This window comes from Streptomyces sp. NRRL S-37, from assembly GCF_000721605.1.
Classification (GTDB): domain Bacteria; phylum Actinomycetota; class Actinomycetes; order Streptomycetales; family Streptomycetaceae; genus Streptomyces.
Genome location: NZ_JOIZ01000010.1, coordinates 184468 through 202069 on the forward strand (window position 1 = coordinate 184468; position 17602 = coordinate 202069).

16 protein-coding genes and 1 pseudogene are annotated in these 17602 nt (G+C 69.9%); 9 read left to right on the forward strand and 8 right to left on the reverse strand.

Going from position 1 to position 17602, the window contains the following annotated elements; all coding sequences use genetic code 11:
- The first annotated feature begins 39 nt into the window (after positions 1-39).
- Positions 40-1542 (forward strand): AAA family ATPase, encoded by a 1503-nt coding sequence (locus tag IH50_RS0117055; RefSeq protein WP_030862256.1) that lies wholly within the window; start codon positions 40-42, stop codon positions 1540-1542.
- Positions 1543-1802: 260 nt separating this feature from the next.
- Here IH50_RS0117055 and IH50_RS0117060 read toward each other — a convergent pair whose 3' ends face one another.
- Together IH50_RS0117060 and IH50_RS0117065 are read right to left on the reverse strand one after the other, a co-directional pair.
- Positions 1803-3338 (reverse strand): ISL3 family transposase, encoded by a 1536-nt coding sequence (locus IH50_RS0117060; protein ID WP_030862257.1) that lies wholly within the window; start codon positions 3336-3338, stop codon positions 1803-1805.
- 130 nt (positions 3339-3468) lie between these two features.
- Positions 3469-3915, reverse strand: coding sequence for an Rrf2 family transcriptional regulator (locus IH50_RS0117065; RefSeq protein WP_030862259.1), 447 nt, complete (start codon positions 3913-3915; stop codon positions 3469-3471).
- 55 nt (positions 3916-3970) lie between these two features.
- Here IH50_RS0117065 and IH50_RS0117070 point away from each other — a divergent pair, with 55 nt between their 5' ends.
- From IH50_RS0117070 to IH50_RS0117080, 3 genes are read left to right on the forward strand one after another with little or no spacing between them, the layout of a single operon-like run.
- Positions 3971-4852 (forward strand): NAD(P)H-binding protein, encoded by an 882-nt coding sequence (locus tag IH50_RS0117070; RefSeq protein ID WP_234328181.1) that lies wholly within the window; start codon positions 3971-3973, stop codon positions 4850-4852.
- Between the two features lie 10 nt (positions 4853-4862).
- A complete protein-coding gene (locus tag IH50_RS0117075; protein WP_107062078.1) occupies positions 4863-6140 on the forward strand; it encodes a multidrug effflux MFS transporter in 1278 nt (425 codons plus the stop codon).
- Positions 6118-6894 carry an MBL fold metallo-hydrolase gene (locus IH50_RS0117080; RefSeq protein ID WP_030862265.1) on the forward strand — a complete coding sequence of 259 codons (777 nt, stop codon included), beginning with the start codon at positions 6118-6120 and terminating at the stop codon, positions 6892-6894. The genes IH50_RS0117075 and IH50_RS0117080 overlap by 23 nt, the downstream gene beginning before the upstream one ends.
- A gap of 420 nt (positions 6895-7314) precedes the next feature.
- On the opposite strand, the gene IH50_RS0117085 is transcribed toward IH50_RS0117080, so the two are convergent.
- Positions 7315-8352: an amidohydrolase family protein gene (locus IH50_RS0117085; protein WP_030862269.1), complete on the reverse strand. Its 1038-nt coding sequence runs from the start codon at positions 8350-8352 to the stop codon at positions 7315-7317.
- A gap of 120 nt (positions 8353-8472) precedes the next feature.
- On the opposite strand from IH50_RS0117085, the gene IH50_RS0117090 reads away from it, so the two are divergent.
- Positions 8473-9201: a TetR/AcrR family transcriptional regulator gene (locus IH50_RS0117090; RefSeq protein WP_030862271.1), complete on the forward strand. Its 729-nt coding sequence runs from the start codon at positions 8473-8475 to the stop codon at positions 9199-9201.
- Positions 9202-9602: 401 nt separating this feature from the next.
- Here the strand turns inward: IH50_RS0117090 and IH50_RS43320 are convergent.
- A pseudogene (locus IH50_RS43320) lies at positions 9603-9740 on the reverse strand (IS110 family transposase); the annotation flags it as partial.
- Positions 9741-10375: 635 nt separating this feature from the next.
- Here IH50_RS43320 and IH50_RS0117105 point away from each other — a divergent pair.
- On the forward strand, positions 10376-10606 hold the full coding sequence (locus tag IH50_RS0117105; protein WP_030862278.1) for a hypothetical protein: 231 nt from the start codon (positions 10376-10378) through the stop codon (positions 10604-10606).
- A 296-nt stretch (positions 10607-10902) separates the two neighbouring features.
- Here the strand turns inward: IH50_RS0117105 and IH50_RS37765 are convergent, their stop codons facing one another.
- The 4 genes from IH50_RS37765 to IH50_RS0117125 all read right to left on the reverse strand — a co-directional run bounded on the left by IH50_RS37765 (position 10903) and on the right by IH50_RS0117125 (position 14955).
- On the reverse strand, positions 10903-11514 hold the full coding sequence (locus tag IH50_RS37765; protein WP_199822096.1) for a nucleotidyl transferase AbiEii/AbiGii toxin family protein: 612 nt from the start codon (positions 11512-11514) through the stop codon (positions 10903-10905).
- 5 nt (positions 11515-11519) lie between these two features.
- Positions 11520-11912, reverse strand: coding sequence for a hypothetical protein (locus tag IH50_RS0117115; protein ID WP_030862281.1), 393 nt, complete (start codon positions 11910-11912; stop codon positions 11520-11522).
- A 770-nt stretch (positions 11913-12682) separates the two neighbouring features.
- The gene (locus tag IH50_RS0117120) at positions 12683-13561 is read right to left on the reverse strand and encodes an MBL fold metallo-hydrolase (RefSeq protein ID WP_051767344.1); all 879 of its coding nucleotides are present in this window, start codon (positions 13559-13561) and stop codon (positions 12683-12685) included.
- Between the two features lie 68 nt (positions 13562-13629).
- On the reverse strand, positions 13630-14955 hold the full coding sequence (locus IH50_RS0117125) for an MFS transporter (RefSeq protein ID WP_030862287.1): 1326 nt from the start codon (positions 14953-14955) through the stop codon (positions 13630-13632).
- A 154-nt stretch (positions 14956-15109) separates the two neighbouring features.
- Here IH50_RS0117125 and IH50_RS0117130 point away from each other — a divergent pair, with 154 nt between their 5' ends.
- The 3 genes from IH50_RS0117130 (at position 15110) to IH50_RS0117140 (ending at position 17466) form a co-directional block, all read left to right on the forward strand.
- A complete protein-coding gene (locus tag IH50_RS0117130; RefSeq protein WP_030862290.1) occupies positions 15110-15316 on the forward strand; it encodes a hypothetical protein in 207 nt (68 codons plus the stop codon).
- Positions 15303-16694 carry an Asp-tRNA(Asn)/Glu-tRNA(Gln) amidotransferase GatCAB subunit A gene (locus tag IH50_RS0117135; RefSeq protein ID WP_030862292.1) on the forward strand — a complete coding sequence of 464 codons (1392 nt, stop codon included), beginning with the start codon at positions 15303-15305 and terminating at the stop codon, positions 16692-16694. Before IH50_RS0117130 ends, IH50_RS0117135 begins: the two co-directional genes overlap by 14 nt.
- A gap of 157 nt (positions 16695-16851) precedes the next feature.
- Complete coding sequence (locus IH50_RS0117140) at positions 16852-17466, forward strand: TetR/AcrR family transcriptional regulator (RefSeq protein WP_234328182.1); 615 nt, start codon at positions 16852-16854, stop codon at positions 17464-17466.
- The last annotated feature ends 136 nt before the right edge of the window (positions 17467-17602 follow it).

Below are 17602 nucleotides of genomic sequence, written 5' to 3' on the forward strand. Positions count from 1 at the left end.
AGACATGTCGTGGTCGATCCAGGCTGGTGGGGAGTTCCGGTGGACGAGAGCGTGCTTGCCAAGCCCGGGGACGTGGTCGACCGTGATCGTGAGTGGGATCTGCTGTCCGAGTTCGTCACGGACCCGGATCCGGCGATGCGTCTGGGGATCGTGTCGGGGCGCAGGCGGCACGGGAAGTCGTATCTCCTGCAGGCGCTGTCGGAACGGGTCGGGGGTCTGTACGTCACCGCGGTGCGGGAGGAAGGGCGGTTGCCGGCGATCCGGCGGTTCAGCGACGCCATCGCGGCCCACGCGGGTCTGCGGCCCGGCACGCTTCGGTTGACCGACTGGCGTGAGGTCCTGTCCAACGCCCTCGATGTCACTGCGCGTTCGCGGACTCCGTTGTTGGTGATCGACGAGTTGCCGTATCTCCTCCAGCACTCTCCTGAGATCCCTGGCCTGCTGCAGCAGCTCTATGACGAGCGTCAGCGGGGCGCCGGGGCCGGACCCGGAGCGCGGGTGATCCTGTGCGGGTCCGCGATGAGCGTCATGCATGAACTGCTGTCGGGGACGAAACCGTTGCGCGGCCGTGCGGTGATCGATCTGAGGCTGGGGGCTTTCGACTACCGGGCCAGCCGTGCGTTCTGGCGGATCGACGATCCGCTGACCGCCCTGCGGGTGCACGCCGTCCTCGGTGGCGCTCCCGGTTACCGGCCGGTGGCGGCCCGCCCGCACCCGAACGATGGCTTCGCCTCCTGGCTGACGCGGACGCTCCTGGACCCGGGGCGGGCGGTGTACTCGCGCACGGAGACGGAGTATCTGCTGCGCGAGGATCCGCGGATCACCCAGCACACCCTCTACTACGACATCCTTACGGCGATCGCCCAGGGCGCCACCACCCCCACCAAGATCGGCGCGGCCCTGGAACGACAGCGCAATGCCGTCACCCACCCGCTCGACGTCCTGGAGTCCACCGGCTACATCCAGCGCGAGCAGGACATCCTGCGTCCCCGCCACCCCGTCATCACCCTGGCCGACCCCGTCATCCGCTTCAATCAGCTGATCACCCTGCCGCAGGCGGCCATCGTCGAACAGGGCTTCGCCGAGGAGGCGTGGCAGGCCGCCGCGCCGACCTTCAACTCCAAGATCCTCGGCCCGCACTTTGAGGACCTCGCCCGCACCTTCACCCGCCGCTACGCCCACACCCTGCTTCCCGGCGGTCTGCCCGGCCCGGTCGGCACCACCGAAGTGGCCGACCCCGCGGCCCGCACCAAGCACGAGGTGGACGTCATCGCCCTGGCCCTGGGTGAACGCCCGCAGGCCCCCCGCGCCCGGATCGCGCTCCTCGGCGAGGCCAAGGCCACCGCCGCCCGCCGCGGCACCGGCGATCTGCAACGTCTGGAGCACATCCGCGGTCTGCTCACCGATCAGGGTTACGACACCACGGGCACCACGCTGGCCCTGTTCTCCCTGCACGGGTTCTACCCGGACCTGATCGAGTCCGCGGCCGGCCGCGAAGATCTGCTCCTGGTTGATCTGGCGACTCTCTACGGGGTCGGGTAGCCACCACTCCTGTCGCGATGACAACGGCGAACTCAGCGGCGCGGTGGTGCATGCCCGCGCACAGCAGTGGCGCGCCGCGGGTTGTCAGGCGCGGCCGGTTCAGGACGGCCGCGGCGACGCCGATGAACAGTCAGCCGGGTCGTCAGCGCTCGTTGAGATCGTCGGCGAGTGCGCGGTCGATGTCGTGCTGTGCCCTGTCCACCAGAGGGTCTGTCAAACGAGCGGGTCTGTTCCGTAGTCGGTGGTGACGGTGGGTGTGGTCAGCCCAGGAGGATGCGGTGGCGGAGGAGGGGAAAGCTTGCGCGGCCGTACATCTGGCGCTTGATCAGCTTGGTTTTGTTGTTCACGCCTTCGGTGCCGCCGTTGTGGTGCGGCAGGGTGAGGCCGGCGTCGACTGCGGCGCGGTCCTTCTCCAGGCCCCGGGTGAAGGCATGCAGGTGGGGCAGGTCCTCGGCCTGGGCCGAGGCGATCCAGGCGCTCAGCAGGACGGCATTGCCGTCGGCGGGATCCAGCAGCGCGGCGAAGTGGTGGATGAGGTCGGCCAGAGCGGTCATCTCGTGGCAGGCAGCGCGGGCGGCCTCGATACGTTCCCGCTGGTGACTCTTGAGGCGGTCGGGGCGGGTGAGCAGGTAGCGGGCCAGGTGCCGGGGCGAGAGGGCGGGCCGGTCGGCCTCGACGCGGCCCTGGTTGATGTAGCGGACCAAGAGGTTCGAGCTGCCGGTGTAGCCCAGTTCCCTGATTTCCTGGAGGAGATGGGTGACGGGGACGGCCGGATTCTCCAGCCGGCGTCGGCGCAGGTGATCGCGGTAGGGATCCACGAGGGTGGGCCGGTACTTGGGGGCACGGACGAGGCGCTCGGGCTCGGCGACACGGTCGTAGCGCTTGACGGTGTTCGAGGCGAGGTTCAGGCGCCGTGCGCATTCCAGCAGGCCGACTCCGCGCTCGCGCAGGGCGTGCACCTGCTGCCAGCGCTCGCGGGTGGTGGCGGCCTGTCTCCCCTCGGCCGGGGGCGGGCCCGCTTTCGCCCAGCAGGTGCTGTGCTCTGCGACTTCTTTGCGGACGGCCTCGGCGAGGTTGTGCCACAGATGCCGGCGGTCGCTGATCTGGACCGCATCGGGCAGGACTCGGCGGACCGCCTCGGCGTAGGTGGCCGATCCGTCCCGGCACACGGCCTCGATGCCCGGATGCCCGCGCAGCCAGGCTTCCAGAGTGGCGGCTTCGCGGCCAGGCAGTACCTCAATCCGCTGGCCGGTCTCGGCGTTGATGACGATCGTGGCGTAGCTCTGCCGGCGCCGCAGGGCGAAGTCGTCGACCCCGATCACCCGCGGCATCCGCACCGCCGGCACGGGCACCCGCCGCAGCAGCCGCAAGGCGGAGGCGTACGACACGGGCACGGCCAGCGATCGGGCGAGTCGGGCGGACGCCCGGCCGCATAACTCCTTGACCAGCTCGGAGAGCTGACCGGTCAGGCGTGTGGTGCGGCGCTGATGGCGCTCCAGGAGCCCGGGGACCTGCTCTCGGAAGGTCTGCCGCCTGCAGCCCAGGACCGGACAGACCAGCCGTCGTATCCTCACCCGGACCACGACCTGCCGACCGTCGACCGGCACATCCCGCACAGTCCGGCCGTGATACCCGTGGACCTTCCCCGTCACCACCCCGCACACCGGACAGGGAACGGGAACATCCCGAGTCCGAGCCGAAACCCGGACTATCTCGCCACCGTCCGCCACATCCTCGATGACCAACGCCGACAACCCCGAAAACACCGTCCCTACAAGCGTGTTCGCATCATGCACGCTCAATGATCACAGACGAGCACCCACCGTCACCACCGACTACGGAACAGACCCGCTCGTTTGACAGACCCACACGCAGCTGTCCGTCCGGCGAGCCGTGAAGTCGAGGAAGTCGAACCTCCTGTCGAGGCTACTCGCCTTGCGGCGATGGCTTCGGCGTGGGCAGTCCTCTCAGTACGTCGCGGACGGTGAATCGCCCGAGTTCGGTCGTCATCGCATCGGCGACCGTTCGGTCGAGCGTGTCCAGACTCCCCTGTACGGTGCGGCCCACCGCACAGGTCGGGGCAGGCTCGTGCCGACCGAGTACCCGGTCGGTTCCCTGGAGCAGCGACCAGACGCGGTCGAGCCGGATGTCCGCGGCGTCCACTGTGAGCTGCCAGCCCCCGTGGATGCCGGGCCGTGACCGCACCAAGCCTGCGTCCCGCAGCGGGCCGAGCACGCGGCGTACGTAGACGGCGTTGACGTTGGTGCTCTCGGAGAGCTCCTCGGAGCTCACGGTGCGGCCCTCCGTGACGTCGGCCAGATAGGTCAGCACATGAACGGCGACGGCGAACTGGGTGTTGGTGGAGCGGGCCATACGACCATCTTGCCATTCCGTAGCCATCATGGCTACAGTTCAAATCGTAACTGTAATGACTACAGATTGGTGCGGAACAATGATCGGCATCACCGGTGCTTCCGGCCCCCTCGGACGCGCCACCGCCGAACTGGTGCTGCGGGCCCTCGATCCGCGTGAGGTCGTCCTCACCACGCGTACGCCCGATGCTCTCGCCGACCTCGCAGACCGCGGGGCGCGGGTGCGGCAGGCCGATTTCGGCGAACCTCGCACCGCAGCGGCCGCGTTCGCCGGTGTCGAACGGCTCCTGCTCATCTCCACCGACGCGGTGGGCTCCCGGCTCGACCAGCATCGGGCAGCCGTCGCGGCGGCGGCCGAGGCGGGGGTCTCGCACATCGCGTACACCTCCGTTCCCGAGCCGGTGCCCGCCAACCCCGCCGTGGTGGTCGCCGACCATGCCGGCACGGAACAGGCACTGCGGGAGAGCGGGCTGCGATGGACCATGCTGCGCAACAACCTGTACGCGCACCTGCAGATCCCTGTTATCGAACAGGCCATCACCACGGGCCGGCTGGTGACCAACAGCGGGGACGGCGCAGCAGCGTACGTCGCGCGGGAGGACTGCGCGGCGGCGGCTGCGGCGGTCCTCACCCGGGACGGGTACGAGAACCGGGCCCTGGACATCACCGGCCCGGCGGCGGTCACCGCCCGCGATCTGGCGGACCTCGCGCGCGAGATCGGCGGGCACGAGGTCGAACTCGTCGACGTCGACGACCACGCGTTCGCCACCGGACTCAAGGAAGCCGGCCTGCCGGATCCGGTGTCGGAACTGTTCACCTCGTTCGGTGCGTCGACGCGCGGCGGGTTTCTTGCCCGTGTCAGCGGCGCGGTGGGCGACCTGACCGGTCGCGAGCCGAGGTCCCTCGCGGACGTGGTGCGCGCGGCCCGGAAGTCCTGACCCGGTGGCCATGGAGAACGCGGTGGCCACCCGGGCCGGCAGCCCAGGAGGGGCTGTCCGCAGGATCTGCGTACTGGTGCTCCTGGCCGCCCTCACCGCTCTTGGGCCGTTGTCCATAGACGCCTACATACCCGGTCTGCCCCGGATCGCCGACAGCCTGCACAGCCCGGCGTGGGCGGTCCAGCTCACCGTCACGGCATGTCTGGCGGGTCTGGCGATCGGGCAGCTCCTGGCCGGCCCGCTCAGTGACGCGCTGGGCCGGCGCGGACCACTGCTGTTCGGGCTCACCCTCTGCACGGCGGCGGGAGCGCTGTGTGCGCTAGCTCCGAACGTCTGGCTCATCATCGTAATGCGCGGGGTGCAGGGACTCGGCGGCGCCTTCGCCCTGGTGATCGCCTACGCGTACGTCAGCGACCTGCACGAGGGGAGGGCGGCGGCACGCTACTTCTCCCTGCTGACCCTTGTCACCGGCCTGGCACCGGTGCTCGCTCCGCTGATGGGAGCGCGGATCCTCGACGCGTGGAGTTGGCGGGCGGTCTTCGTGACCGTCGCGGCGTTCGGCGCTCTGGTCCTCGTCGCCTGTGCGGGAGCGCTGCCGGAGAGCCGTCCGCCGCGCCTGCGCCCACCGTGGGAGTGGCGCAGGACGGGTTCGGTGTACGGAGGCCTGTTGCGGGACCGTGCTCTGGTCGGCCCCGTCCTCGCCAACGCCTTGACGTTCGCCTACATCTCGGGCTCCCCGTTCGTCCTGCAGAGCCTGTACGGACTCAGCCCTCAGCAGTACAGCCTGGTGTTCGCGGTGAACGCGCTCGGGCTCGTCGCCGCGGCGGCGGCCGGGGGAGCGCTCGTCGGGCGCTTCGGCGCCGGGTTGCTGTTGCGTGCCGGCGTGACGGGCACGGCGGTCGCGAGTGTCGTCCTGCTGGTCTTCACGGTCGCGGGTCTGGGACTGTGGCCGATCCTGGCGGCCCTCTTCGTCGCCATCGCCCACGTAGGACTGGTCCTGCCGAACGCTCCCGCGCTGGTCCTACGGCACCGTGAACCGAACGCCGGCGCCGCAGCGGCACTGCTCGGCTGCGGCCAGTTCCTGTTCGGCGGACTCGCCGCGCCTCTCGTAGGGCTCACCACCGCGCACAGCGCCGTACCCATGGCCACCGTCATGGCCGTTCTCGGGCTCTCGGCTTTGACCGTACTCATCACCGTGACTCCTGCCGGCACGGCAGGACCCCCTGTCCGCACGAGCGGCGACCAGCCGCACGAGGAGGTTCACCATGACCACGAACACCGTCACTGACACTCTGCGCCTGCGCCGACTCGGGTGGGCGGGCATCGAGATCGGACTGGGCGACACACTCCTGCTGATCGACCCGCTCGAGAACACCGCTCCGCTCGCGCCCGTCATGGGTCCGCCCCGGCGGCCGCTGCCGCCCGTCGACGCCCCGGCGGGAACGCACGCCCTCATCACACACGTGCACCCCGACCACTACGACCGCGAGCTGATCGCGCGCCTGGCCGTCTCGGGGACCATCGGCTGCCACTCTCCCACCGCCTCGGTGCTGGCGGAGGACGGCATCACGGCCGAGGCGCAGGAACTGGGGGAACCGCGTCGTATCGGCGGGCTGACCGTCACCCCCGTCGCGTCGCTGGACTGGCGTGGCAGCGACTGCGACCAGGTCGCGTGGGTCGTGGAGGGGGCCGGGAGACGGATCATCCACTGCGGGGACACCATGTGGCACGGCAACTGGTGGCAGATCGCCCGCGACCACGGCCCGTTCGACGTGGCGTTCCTGCCCGTCAACGGCGTGATCGCCAGGTTCGAAGGCTACGAGGCCAACGTGCCCGTCACACTGACGCCCGAACAGGCCGTGGAAGCCGCGGCGGCTCTCGGCGCCACAGCAGCCTGCGCGATCCACTACGAACTGTTCGACAACCCTCCCGCGTACGCCGAACAGCCCCACATAGCCGAGCGGTTCGGCCGCGCCGCCCATGAGCGGGGCATCACACCTCACCTCGTGACCGACGGTGAAGTCGTACCGCTCGACAACTGACCCCCACCCGTCAGCGGTGCTGCCCGGTCGCGATGTGACACAACGTGCTCATCGCGTTCCAGGTCCCGGCGGGCGGGCGACTGCCAGGCCCGGCCATACCGGCGCATCAGCCGCCGGACCGCCGCCGACCGGCGGTTCAGGTCCCACTCGAGGGCGATCATCCGTCCCCAGCTCTGCACCGAGGACCACAAGATCTGCGACGAGGACATTGCTTGGCTCTCCCCGCTCAAGCACCGCAACCTGAACCTGCTCGGCCGCTACACCTTCACCGCCTCCACCCGGGCGCCGGCGCCCTGCGCCGAACCCGGCTGGAGGTGAGGAAGGGTGCTGTGACACGTGCGCTTCGGCAGGTACCGGGGACTGACGGCGGGCCCGCCGGAGGGTGCGGTGGCATTCCGGTCGGCCCATGTGGGTAGCGCTTCAGGCGGACGGGCGCTTGGCGCGGGCGGTGAGGCGTTCCCAGTTGCGGTGGCCGATGTCGGCCTTCTGCTCGTCGGTGAAGGGCGAGTTCTCCAGGAAGGAGCGGGCTTCGCCGTTGCTGGTGTCGACGTAGGGGAAGCCGCCGGGACGGAAGCCGTAGGTGAAGGGATAGTCGGTGGAGTACAGCATCCGGTCGGTGCCCATCACTTCGGCGGTCCAGCGCAGGTAGCGGGGGCTGTTGGTGCCGCTGCCCGCGACCCAGAAGTTCTGCTTGAAGTAGTCGGCGAGCGGTTGGCGCAGACGGCCTGCCTCGCCGAAGAAGCCGGTGTGGTCGAGGTAGAACATCACGACCTCGCCCCAGTGCCCGGCGATCACCTGCAGGTCGGGGAACCGGTCGAAGACCCCCGAGAAGATCATGCGGAGGTACTGGACGCCGAGGTCGTAGTACCAGCCGAGGCCGGCTCCGGCCAGCACCGGGCCCATGGGGGCCGGAAGGCCGGAGTAGTAGGCGTCGATGACGGGCTGAACCGGCGTTTGCGGGTGGAAGTGCAGCGGCACTCCCAGCCTCTCGGCCATCGCGTACAGCTCGTCGTTGTCCCGGTGGTCGGCCAGCTTGTCCCCGGTGCGGCCGTAGAGCATGGCGCCGGGGAAGCCCAGCTCGATCACCACGCGCTCCAGCTCCGCCGCGGCCGCGGCCGGTGACTGGGTGGGGATCGCGGCGAACGCCTGGAAACGGTCGGGCCGGGAAGCGACGATCTCGGCGAGTTGGTCGTTGGCCTCGCGGGCCACCGCGACGGCGTCGGCCTTCGGCAGGTCCTGCACGCCCGGAGACGACAGGGACAGCACGGCGACGTCGATGCCCTGATCGTCCATGTGGGCCAGCCGCTGCTCACCGACCACGTGCAGATTCTTTGCAACGGGACTGTCCCCGAAGCCACGCGCCGGGATCTGGGGCGATCCCACCCGCTCGTAAGCCTCGTAGACAGCCGGCACGACGACGGTCTCTTCTACTCCGACTATGCGCAAACGGTCGAGCATGACGGTTCCCCCCTGTGTTTCCATTGGAACTATTCAAACGTTATCATTGATAGTATCGACGAAATCAAGCATCCGATAACGTTGATTCTGTTGTCGGTGTGATGGCGCTATCGTTGGGCCATGCCTGTTGAACCGACCTTTGCGCGGCGTGCCGCGGAGCCCGGCGCCACGGCGCGTGAACAGACGCGCCGCCGGGTCGTCGACGCCGCGATGGACCTGCTGGAGCGCGGCGGCCGCGACGCGGTCACCACCCGGGCGGTAGCCGACGCCGCCGGACTGCAGCCACCGGCCCTCTACCGGCTGTTCGGCGACAAGGAAGGGCTGCTGGACGCGGTGGCGGAGCGCGGTTTCACCCGCTTCCTGGCAGCCAAGGAGCAGCTCGAATCCGCCTCGGGGGACCCGATCAGGGAACTGCGCGACGGCTGGGACGCCGTGGTCGAGTTCGGGGTGACCAATCCCGCGCTGTACCTGCTGATGTACGGCGAGCCCACCCGGTCCACCGCCGTCATCAGGATCGGCCTCGAACACCTCATGGACCGGATCCGCCGCATCGCCGCCGCAGGACTCTTGCGCGTCGAAGAGCGCCTGGCGGTCCAGATCGTCCACGCCGCCGCCAGCGGCGCCATCCTGACATGGCTGTCGGTGCCCGAAGCCCAGCGCGAACCCGCACTCCTCGTCGCAGTGCGCGAATCCATGATGACCACTGTCACCACCCGCGAACCGGCCATCCAGGAACCGGGCGCGGCCGGCGCGGCCCGCGCCCTGCGTGCCGCGCTGCCCAGCCAGAACGCCCTGAGTAAAGCCGAAGAGCAACTCTTGGCGGAATGGCTCCGTCGACTGTCCGCATAGCCGCTCGCTCGAGGCGGGGCAGCAAGCCGTGTCAATGAGTCGGACGATGCGAACACCTCCTCCGCTTTCCCGCCCATGCTGGCTCTGGCCCGGCCGCATGGCCGATGGACCTCCGGCAGGCGGAGTCGTCCGCCTGGTCACGGTCAGCACACCGCAGTCGGGGCGGTCGGCAAGGAGCCCCGGCCGTAGGTGAGGCGAGCGAGGGGCCCGTTGGGCAGGGCCGGGAGGTCCCTCTCTGCCTTTCGTCGAGCGAGGCGTGGAGTTCGGGGTTCATGGAAGGTGCCGTCGCGGAGCATCGCGAAGAGCACGTTGATCCGTTGTCGGGCCAGCACTGTCCAGCTGACCGTGCTGGTGGGCTTCGACCGGGACCTCGCGGCCGAGGGTCTCGTCGGTCAGTTCGATGAGCGCAGAGTGCGCGGCACAGTGCCGGCTGCGTCGGTGATCACGGCGGCGTCCTTGGCGTCGGTCTTCGCCTCACCCGGGGTTGAGATCAGCGATCCGCCGCATGGACAGGCCAGCAGGTAGGCGACCTTGCAGCCATCGGGGCCCTCCCACTCACTGTCGCCCAGGCGTGAGTGGCGTTCGGGAAGGCGTCCGGCTGGTCGAGGCGCTCGACAGCAACCCTGCTTCAGGCGGCACGGGCGCCGCTCGTGGGGCGGTCTCCAACGCGTACCCGGGGTGGGGGAGGATCCGTTGTGGGCTGTCTGTTGCAGCTCGCAGTAGGAACGATGCCGCCGTGACGCTCGTTCGACGCTCTTTCTGACGGAGTGCCAGGTGGTCGTCCTATAGGGAGTGTCGAGGTATGCGGGGGCAGGGATGAGTGGGCTCCCATGGCACGCCCAGCTGGTGGCCGGTGCCGCTGCTGGCCGTGGCAGGGCTACCTGGATGTGCCGGTTCAGCTTCGCCGTGCCGCGTCCGCTTTCCGTACCGTCTTCGCGGCGTGGTCAGCCGGGCCGGCCAAGTTCCGGAGTGCAAGGGAGACCAGGCTGAGATACTTCACAAGGTGGTCGGCGAGGGTGTCCTGCTCGATGCTGGTCCGGAAGCTCGCGCTCTGGGCCACAGTCGGTTCCTCGAGAAAAGAGGTGCTGGGTGCGCTGCGCCTACTGTGGCACCGGGGGGCGTCTCATTACGCAATGCCCGGACAAGATGCCCAACGGGCGACAAGACTGTTCGCGTGGCTGCAGAACCCCGCCCCTCCATCGTGTCCTCATGCATCGAGCTTCTCGAGCGTCTGGCCCAGTTCAGTGAGAAGGTGACGAGAACGCTGCGCGGGGTGACCAAGACGTACAGGGAGGCCGAAGCAGCACTCAGTCACCTCCGCGACGCCTACAAGTTGGCTACGCAGCTGTGCAGGGCCGTCGTTGCCTTCTTCAGGCCCGAGGGCGGCAATGCCGAAGCCTGCTAGACCATGGGCCGGCCGGGTAATGCTGCGCTGCCAAGCAGCCGCCACCGTCCGAGCCGGCCGCCTTCCCGATGGTGGCGAGAACATCCTGGTCGGGAGCACGTCCACGCTGGTGTGCCACGGCCGGTGTCCGTGCACACGGCAGACCACCCACAGGCGCAGCACCCCGGACGCCGCCCGGGCCGGACCAGTTCTTGGTTCTTGCTCTGATCGATCGCAGGCGTGATCTCATCCGGACGCGATCAGTCGATGTCGAGATCGTCGGCCTCTTCGAGGAGACGGGCTGCGAGGTCGTCGGCCTACTCCACGGCCCAGGAGCGGAGAGCGGTGACGGTGGACTCGTCGAGGCCATAGGCGGCGAAGGCTTCGTCGTCGGTCCACTCGGCGCCCGTGAGGTTCGCCTGCAGATCCTCGTGCTCGAAGCGGCCGCGGGCGTGGCGGCGGCCGAACTCCTCGAGCTCGGCGTTGGTCCAGCGGCGGGAGGCGGCGAACACGTCGATCAGGTCGCGGGGCGCTCCGCGGTCGGCGAGGGCGCGGACCTTGGCCCCGATCACGTCCTCTTCCGCGAGGACGGGCCCGTACGGGCTCTGGGTGACCGGCCGCCAGAAGATCTCCTTGAGGATGTCGACTTCGCGTTCCTGCCCGGTGGCCGGGTCGGCCACGGTGAAGCGAGCGGACAGCGGGGCAGTCTCCAGCGCGTGCACCTTCCAGCCGCGGGTTTCGAGGCCGGTGCGGAGCGTGGCGGCGATGTCGGCCATGGGCGCCGGATTCTCGGTGGCGACATCGAGGTCCTGGCTGGGGCGGTTCACGAGGCGGTGTGCCCGCACGGCGTATCCACCGGTGAGTACCAGTGGATACGGGGAACCGAGTGCGATCACATCCGCCAGGAGCCGCGTATGCAGCTCCGGCATGTCCGTCACGCGGCTGCCCGGGTGCGGGAGGCGAACTGGGGGAAGGCGTCTTCCCATACGGCGCGCACGCTGCGGCCGACGAGGGTGCGCAGCACCGGCCACAGCTGGAGGAGCAGGTCCTGGTTGAGGTAGCGGGGCAGGTCACCGTGCAGGCCCTCGTGCAGGACGGTCCGGTACAGGCCCATACGCTGGCGCGGCTTGCTCAGGTCGTATGAGGTCATCCCGGACCAGGCCATGTGCAGCGGCAGCTCCACGACACCGTGGGTCGGCCCGCGCAGCTCGTCCAGCGACTCCGGCAGGCGGCGGCGGAACTTCTCCCGGTACAGCGCGAGGTCCTCGGCGACCGCACCCGAGAGGTCGCTCGGCGTGGGTGCACGATGCTGTGGGCTGAAGGCCATGACCCCATTATGACGTCCGGAGAAGTGGCGCGGGGCATGATGAGCGAGCCGGTGGCTGGAGCGAGCGGGACGGAGCCTGCAGGGGGATCTGGTCGTGGCAGCTCGGCCGCCCCGAGTGAGCGGGACGGGCCGACAGCTGTGACGCTCGTTTGACGCTCTGGGCGCCCGCACGCAGGGCGGCGAGCCGAGAAAGCGCCTCTGACCTGGTCTTTCTGTGACGCGCTCAGGCCGACACCTTTCCGATGACGCACCACGTGGAGTGCGTGGCGATTCTTGAACCTGCCGCAAAGGACGTCTGACCTGCGGTTGCGCGGCCCAGGTGGGTCGCTCGACCTGTTTTCCTCAGTACAGCGGGTCGGGTAGACCCACTGCTTGTTCAAACTCGCCTGACCTGTGGTTACAGGGTGTGGCGGGGTTCGTACGAATGATGTCGGCGACGTGCGTTCGTCATTGTTGACGCTCGATTCGTGAGACTGAAGCGGGGCCGCGCTGTTCGGCCGGCGACGGGAGAGTGGGGCCGGCGGGTTGCCCTCGTTCGCGACGCGTCGGCGTGACCGTCGCCCACGAGGGACGGCCGACAGCCGGCTTACGCAAAGGGCGCAAGCCGGCGATCGGTCACAACGCCGTCCGGCCCCGTCGGTGACGACGGGCGCATGCCGGAGGAGTCTCACAGCCGCTCCCGGGCCGTCCGGTCGCGGACGCCCGGGACGTCACCCGCACGGACCCGGTGCGACTCGGGGCGCGGCACGTCCCGGGTGCTCCGATCCGCTTCAGCCGCCGATGGGAGTGGCCCCTGAGGGAGCCGGGACCAGTCGGTACCCGCCGTCCTCGCGTAGCACGTGTCCGGCGGTCGGCGGCGGGAAGTGACTCCCCAGCAGGAGGGTTGACGTACCGGCCAGTGAGCCGAGCACCTGGTTCCGGGTCCTGGCCGCGAGTTCGGGAGCGACGTCCACACAGCTGCAGAGCTCCGGATGCGCCATCTGGACCGGGTGGTGGATGCTGTCGCCGGTGACCAATGCGGTCTCGCCACGGCTGCTCAGTTCCACCGCCACCTGCCCCGGTGTGTGGCCGGGGGTGGGCAGCAGACGGATGCCCGGCGCGACGTCCGTGCCCTCGTCGGCGACATCGATGAGGTCGAACAGACCTGCTTCCCGGACGGGATGGACCGAGTCCCGGAACATCTGCCGGCGCGCCTCCTCCATGTCGACCCCCGCCCAGTAGTCCCACTCGGTGCGTGAGGTGAGATAGCGCGCGTTCGGGAAGGTGGGCACCCAGGCGTCGCCCTCGGCACGCGTGTTCCACCCCACGTGGTCGGCGTGGAGGTGGGTCAGGACCACGACGTCAACGCTCTCCGGCGCGAAGCCCGCCGCCCGTAGCCGTGCTTCGTAGTCGCTGTTCAGGTCGTGCCAGGCGGGGTTGGCGCGCCGCTTCCCGTTTCCGATGCCGGTGTCCACCAGCACCCGCATGCCGTCCACCTCGACGGCGAAGCTGTGACTCGCCAGGCGCAGGACGCCTTGTTCGTCGGCGAATTCGGGGCTCAGCCAGGGGGTCCGGTGCACGAGGTCGGTGGTCGCCCCGGGCAGCAGCCACGGACCGGTCCGGGCGGGCAGGACCACTTCATCGATGCGTCGTACGGTGTGGTCGCCCACCGTCCAGGAAGAGGCGGGGGGAGTAGTGGACTTGGTCGTTTGCGATGAGGTGAACACAGCGATCTTCCTTACCTGTCATGGGTCGCGAGGACGGAGACGTCCGGAGCGGGTGTGTCGGGTGAGGCGGATGTGCGGTTGCTCGTCGCCGGGCGGGAGTGGGCGTCCGGGGACGGGGTCCGGCGCCGACTGCGCAGCGACGCGGTCAGCGTCGTGACTGCGACGGTCGCTAGTACGGCCACGCAGCCGGCATGGACCAGTGCCGCCGCACGCAGCCCGAAGCCGGCGGCGAGGGCGCCGGCGCCGATGGCGGGCAGACTCATCGCCAGGTAGCTGAGTACGTGATAGGAGGCGAGCGTGCCGCCCTTCTCCCGTGCCGGGACCGAGTCGACGACCGCGCGCAGCGCACCCTGGGAGACGGCTCCGAAGCCGAACCCGGCCAGCGCCGCCCCGGCGAAGAGAAGTACGGGGCCGGCGAGATGGAGGGCACCCAGGGTCAGGACGGCCGCCGGAATCACCGCGCAGCTCCCGAGAAGAGCGCAGACGTCGGCACGCATCCTGCGCGTGAAGTACACCGTCGGGGCGGCGACGGCCGTCAGCGTGAAGAAGACCATGCCGCCGGCGTATTCGGGTCCGCCGGGGGAGACGAGCCGTGTGAAGCCCGGTCCCAGGGACGAGTAGAAGCCGCCGAGCGCCCAGACGGCGACGACGCCGGCGCCGTTGAGCAGGAGAGCGTGGGCGGCCGCCGACGGCAGCGCCAGATGGGGCCGCGTCGAGCGCAGTGCTCCGGGACGGCGGCGGACGGTCTCGGACGTCGGGACGAGGGCGATGGCCTGCGCGGCGAACACGACGATCAGGGCCGCGTACACCGTGATCGTCGGAACGGGGGCGAAGCGCACCATGAGGGTGGCTGCCAGGACGCCGGCCGCCATGCCCGTCATTGGCGCGATGCTGTTGGCCAGAGCGGGGCGACCCGGCCGGGCGGGATCCTCCAGGTCGAGGAGAGCCGCACCTGCCGCGCTGGTCGCCGCGCCGGTCGCGATGCCCTGCAGCACGCGGGCGCCGATCAGGGTGGTCAGGCCGTCGGCCGTCGCGAACAGTGCCATGGAGGCGACCTGGACCGCGAGCGCGCCCAGGAGCACGGGGCGGCGTCCGACATGGTCGGAAAGGGTTCCGGTCGTCAGCAGTGCGATCAGGAGCGCCAGAGCGTAGGCGCTGAAGACCACGGTGATGTCGAGGGACGACAACTGCCACTGAGCCTGGTAGTGGGGGTACAGCGGGGTCGGCGCGCTGGATGCGGCGAGCAGCGCGATCAGGATCGAGGCGTGCAGTGCGAACGGCAGACGTCCGGAGGGGGAGGTGCGGGGAGGCGCGAGGCCCGAGGGGACGCTCCGCATGAGAGTCCTTCCCGTGCTAAAAGCGATTGGTTTGCTTTAAGGCACCGTAGATCCTACGATCGACTAAAGCAAACGATTCGCTTTTGCGGTGGTCGGGGGTCCTGCACCTGCACCTGCCCCGGCCCGTCACGCCGCACAGCTCCGGAAGGAAGCCATGACCAGCGAACTCACCCCCCAAGAGGCAGCCCGAGGGGCGCTGCGGGCGGGGCTCCCCCTCGGGGACGGCCGACACGAAGGAGTGGCCATGACGGCCAACTACATCCACTCCGTGATCAGCACGTTGCGCGAGCTCGATTTCGGCGAGACCCCTCCCGCGTCCTCCTACCGAGCCGGACGGGGGAACGCCGATGCAACCGTTTGAGCTGTCGCTGACCGAAGCCTCCCGTGCGGTGCGCGCACGGGAGCTGTCCCCCGTCGAACTCACCGAATCGGTGCTCGCCCGTATTGCCGCCGTCGAAGGACGACTGGGCGCCTACGTCACCGTCGCCGCCGAGGCGGCCCTGGCCGCAGCGGTCCGCGCCGAGCGGGAGATCTCCGGAAGCGGACCGCGCGGGCCGCTGCACGGGATCCCCATGGCGCTCAAGGATCTGATCGACGCGGAGGGGATGCCCACCACGGCGAGCTCGCACGTCCGGGCAGGGCACGTGGCGGAACGCGACAGCCGGGTGGCCGAACGGCTCGGCGCCGCCGGGGCCGTCCTCCTGGGCAAGACGCACACGCACGAGTTCGCCTACGGCCTGACCACTCCGCAGACGAACAACGCCTGGGACCACAGCCGGGTCGCGGGCGGGTCGAGCGGCGGCTCGGCGGTGGCTGTCGCCGCCGGCGGGGCGACGTTCGCCATGGGCACGGACACGGGCGGTTCCATCCGGGTCCCCGCGGCCCTGAACGGCGTGGTGGGCCTCAAGCCGACCTACGGCCTGGTCCCACGCACAGGCGTGACCTCGCTGTCCTGGTCCCTGGACCACGTGGGCCCTCTCACCCGCACCGTCCAGGACGCCGCGCTGGTGCTGTCGGCGACCGCCGGCCACGACCCGCGCGACCCGGCGAGCGTGTCCGGCCCGATGCCGGACCGCTTCCCGGGAGGCGACCTGCGAGGACTGAAGGTCGGCGTACCGCGGAACCACTACTTCGACCGGGTCACGCCCGAGGTCGAGGAGTCCGTACGCGGCGCGATCGAGCGGCTGGCGGAGCTGGGGGCGGAGCTCGTCGACGTCGAGATCCCGATGGCGCGTTATATCCAGGCCGTCCAGTGGGGGCTGATGGTTCCCGAGGCCACCGCCTACCACGAGCGGTCGCTGCGGGCCACCCCCGACCTGTACGCGGCGGACGTTCGCATCCTGCTGGAGGCCGGCGCACTCACCTCTGCGGGCGACTACCTCCGCGCCCAGCGGGCCCGCACCATGATGCGAGACGCCTGGGCTCGCATGTTCGACGGAATCGACGTCCTCGCCGCGCCGACGGTGCCGATGACCGCCACCGAGGCGGGGCAGGAAGCCGTCGAGTGGGCCGATGGCACGACCGAGACCGTGTCGGACGGCTACGTCCGCCTCTGTGCCCCGGCCAACATCACCGGCGTCCCGGCCCTCACCCTGCCGGTTGGTCACGACCGCGCCGGACTGCCGATCGGTATGCAGTTGATGGCGCGCCCCTTCCACGACGCGACGGTGCTCCGTGTGGGCCGGGTCTACGAGGAGTCGGTGGCCGGCGCGGGGCGGCTTGCTCCCCTCGCTGCCTGAGGGAAGGCGGACGTTCCAGCCGGCATGCGGTCGCGTCGCCGCAGGGGCGTCCGCCGTGCTCGGCCGCCCGGACACGTAGCCCCGCGGGCCGCCGACGCCGGCCACCGCCTAGAAGCAACAAAATCGCATTAAGGTGGATCGCATGAGTCCCAGGCCCATGGTCCGCCCCGGCGGGCGCAGCGCACGCGTACAGGAGTCCGTCCATGCGGCGGTACGTGAACTCGTGGGGGAGGTGGGCCGCGACGCGCTCACCGTCCCGATGGTGGCCACTCGGGCGGGCGTGACCCCCTCCACGATCTACCGTCGTTGGGGCGACCTGCAGGAACTCCTGTCGGACGTGGCCGTCGAACGACTGCGCCCGGAAACGGATCCAGCCGATCTCGGAAGCCTGCGGGCCGATCTCGACGCGTGGGCGGAACAGTTCGTCGACGAGATGGCCTCGCCGCCCGGGCGCGCCTACATCCGGGACGCCCTGCTCGGCGACCCCGACGGAACCAATGCCGGTCAGTGTTCGGCGTATGCCGCAGAACAGATCGACGTCGTGTTGGCCCGTGCGGTGCAGCGGGGGGAGCCGGTGCCCGAGACGGAACTGCTGATCGACCGTGTCGTGGCGCCGATCATGTACCGCATCCTCTTCCGCCCCGGCCGACTGGACGCCGCATACGCGCGCGAGCTCGTGACGAACGCCGTGTACGCCCAGCAGACCGAGGCCGGCGCTCGCCCCACCCGGGCCGCCGCCCCTCGGCGCTCGAAGAAGAAGCCCGACGACTGACCACTTCGCTCATCGGGCGGTCCGGCCACCGGGCCGTGGAGGCCAAGCGGCTGGCTGTACTGGCAGGGGTCATAAATTCCCCAGCAATGACCGACCGGGTCGTGGTCCTTGGGCGTGACGCCCGTTTGACGCTCCG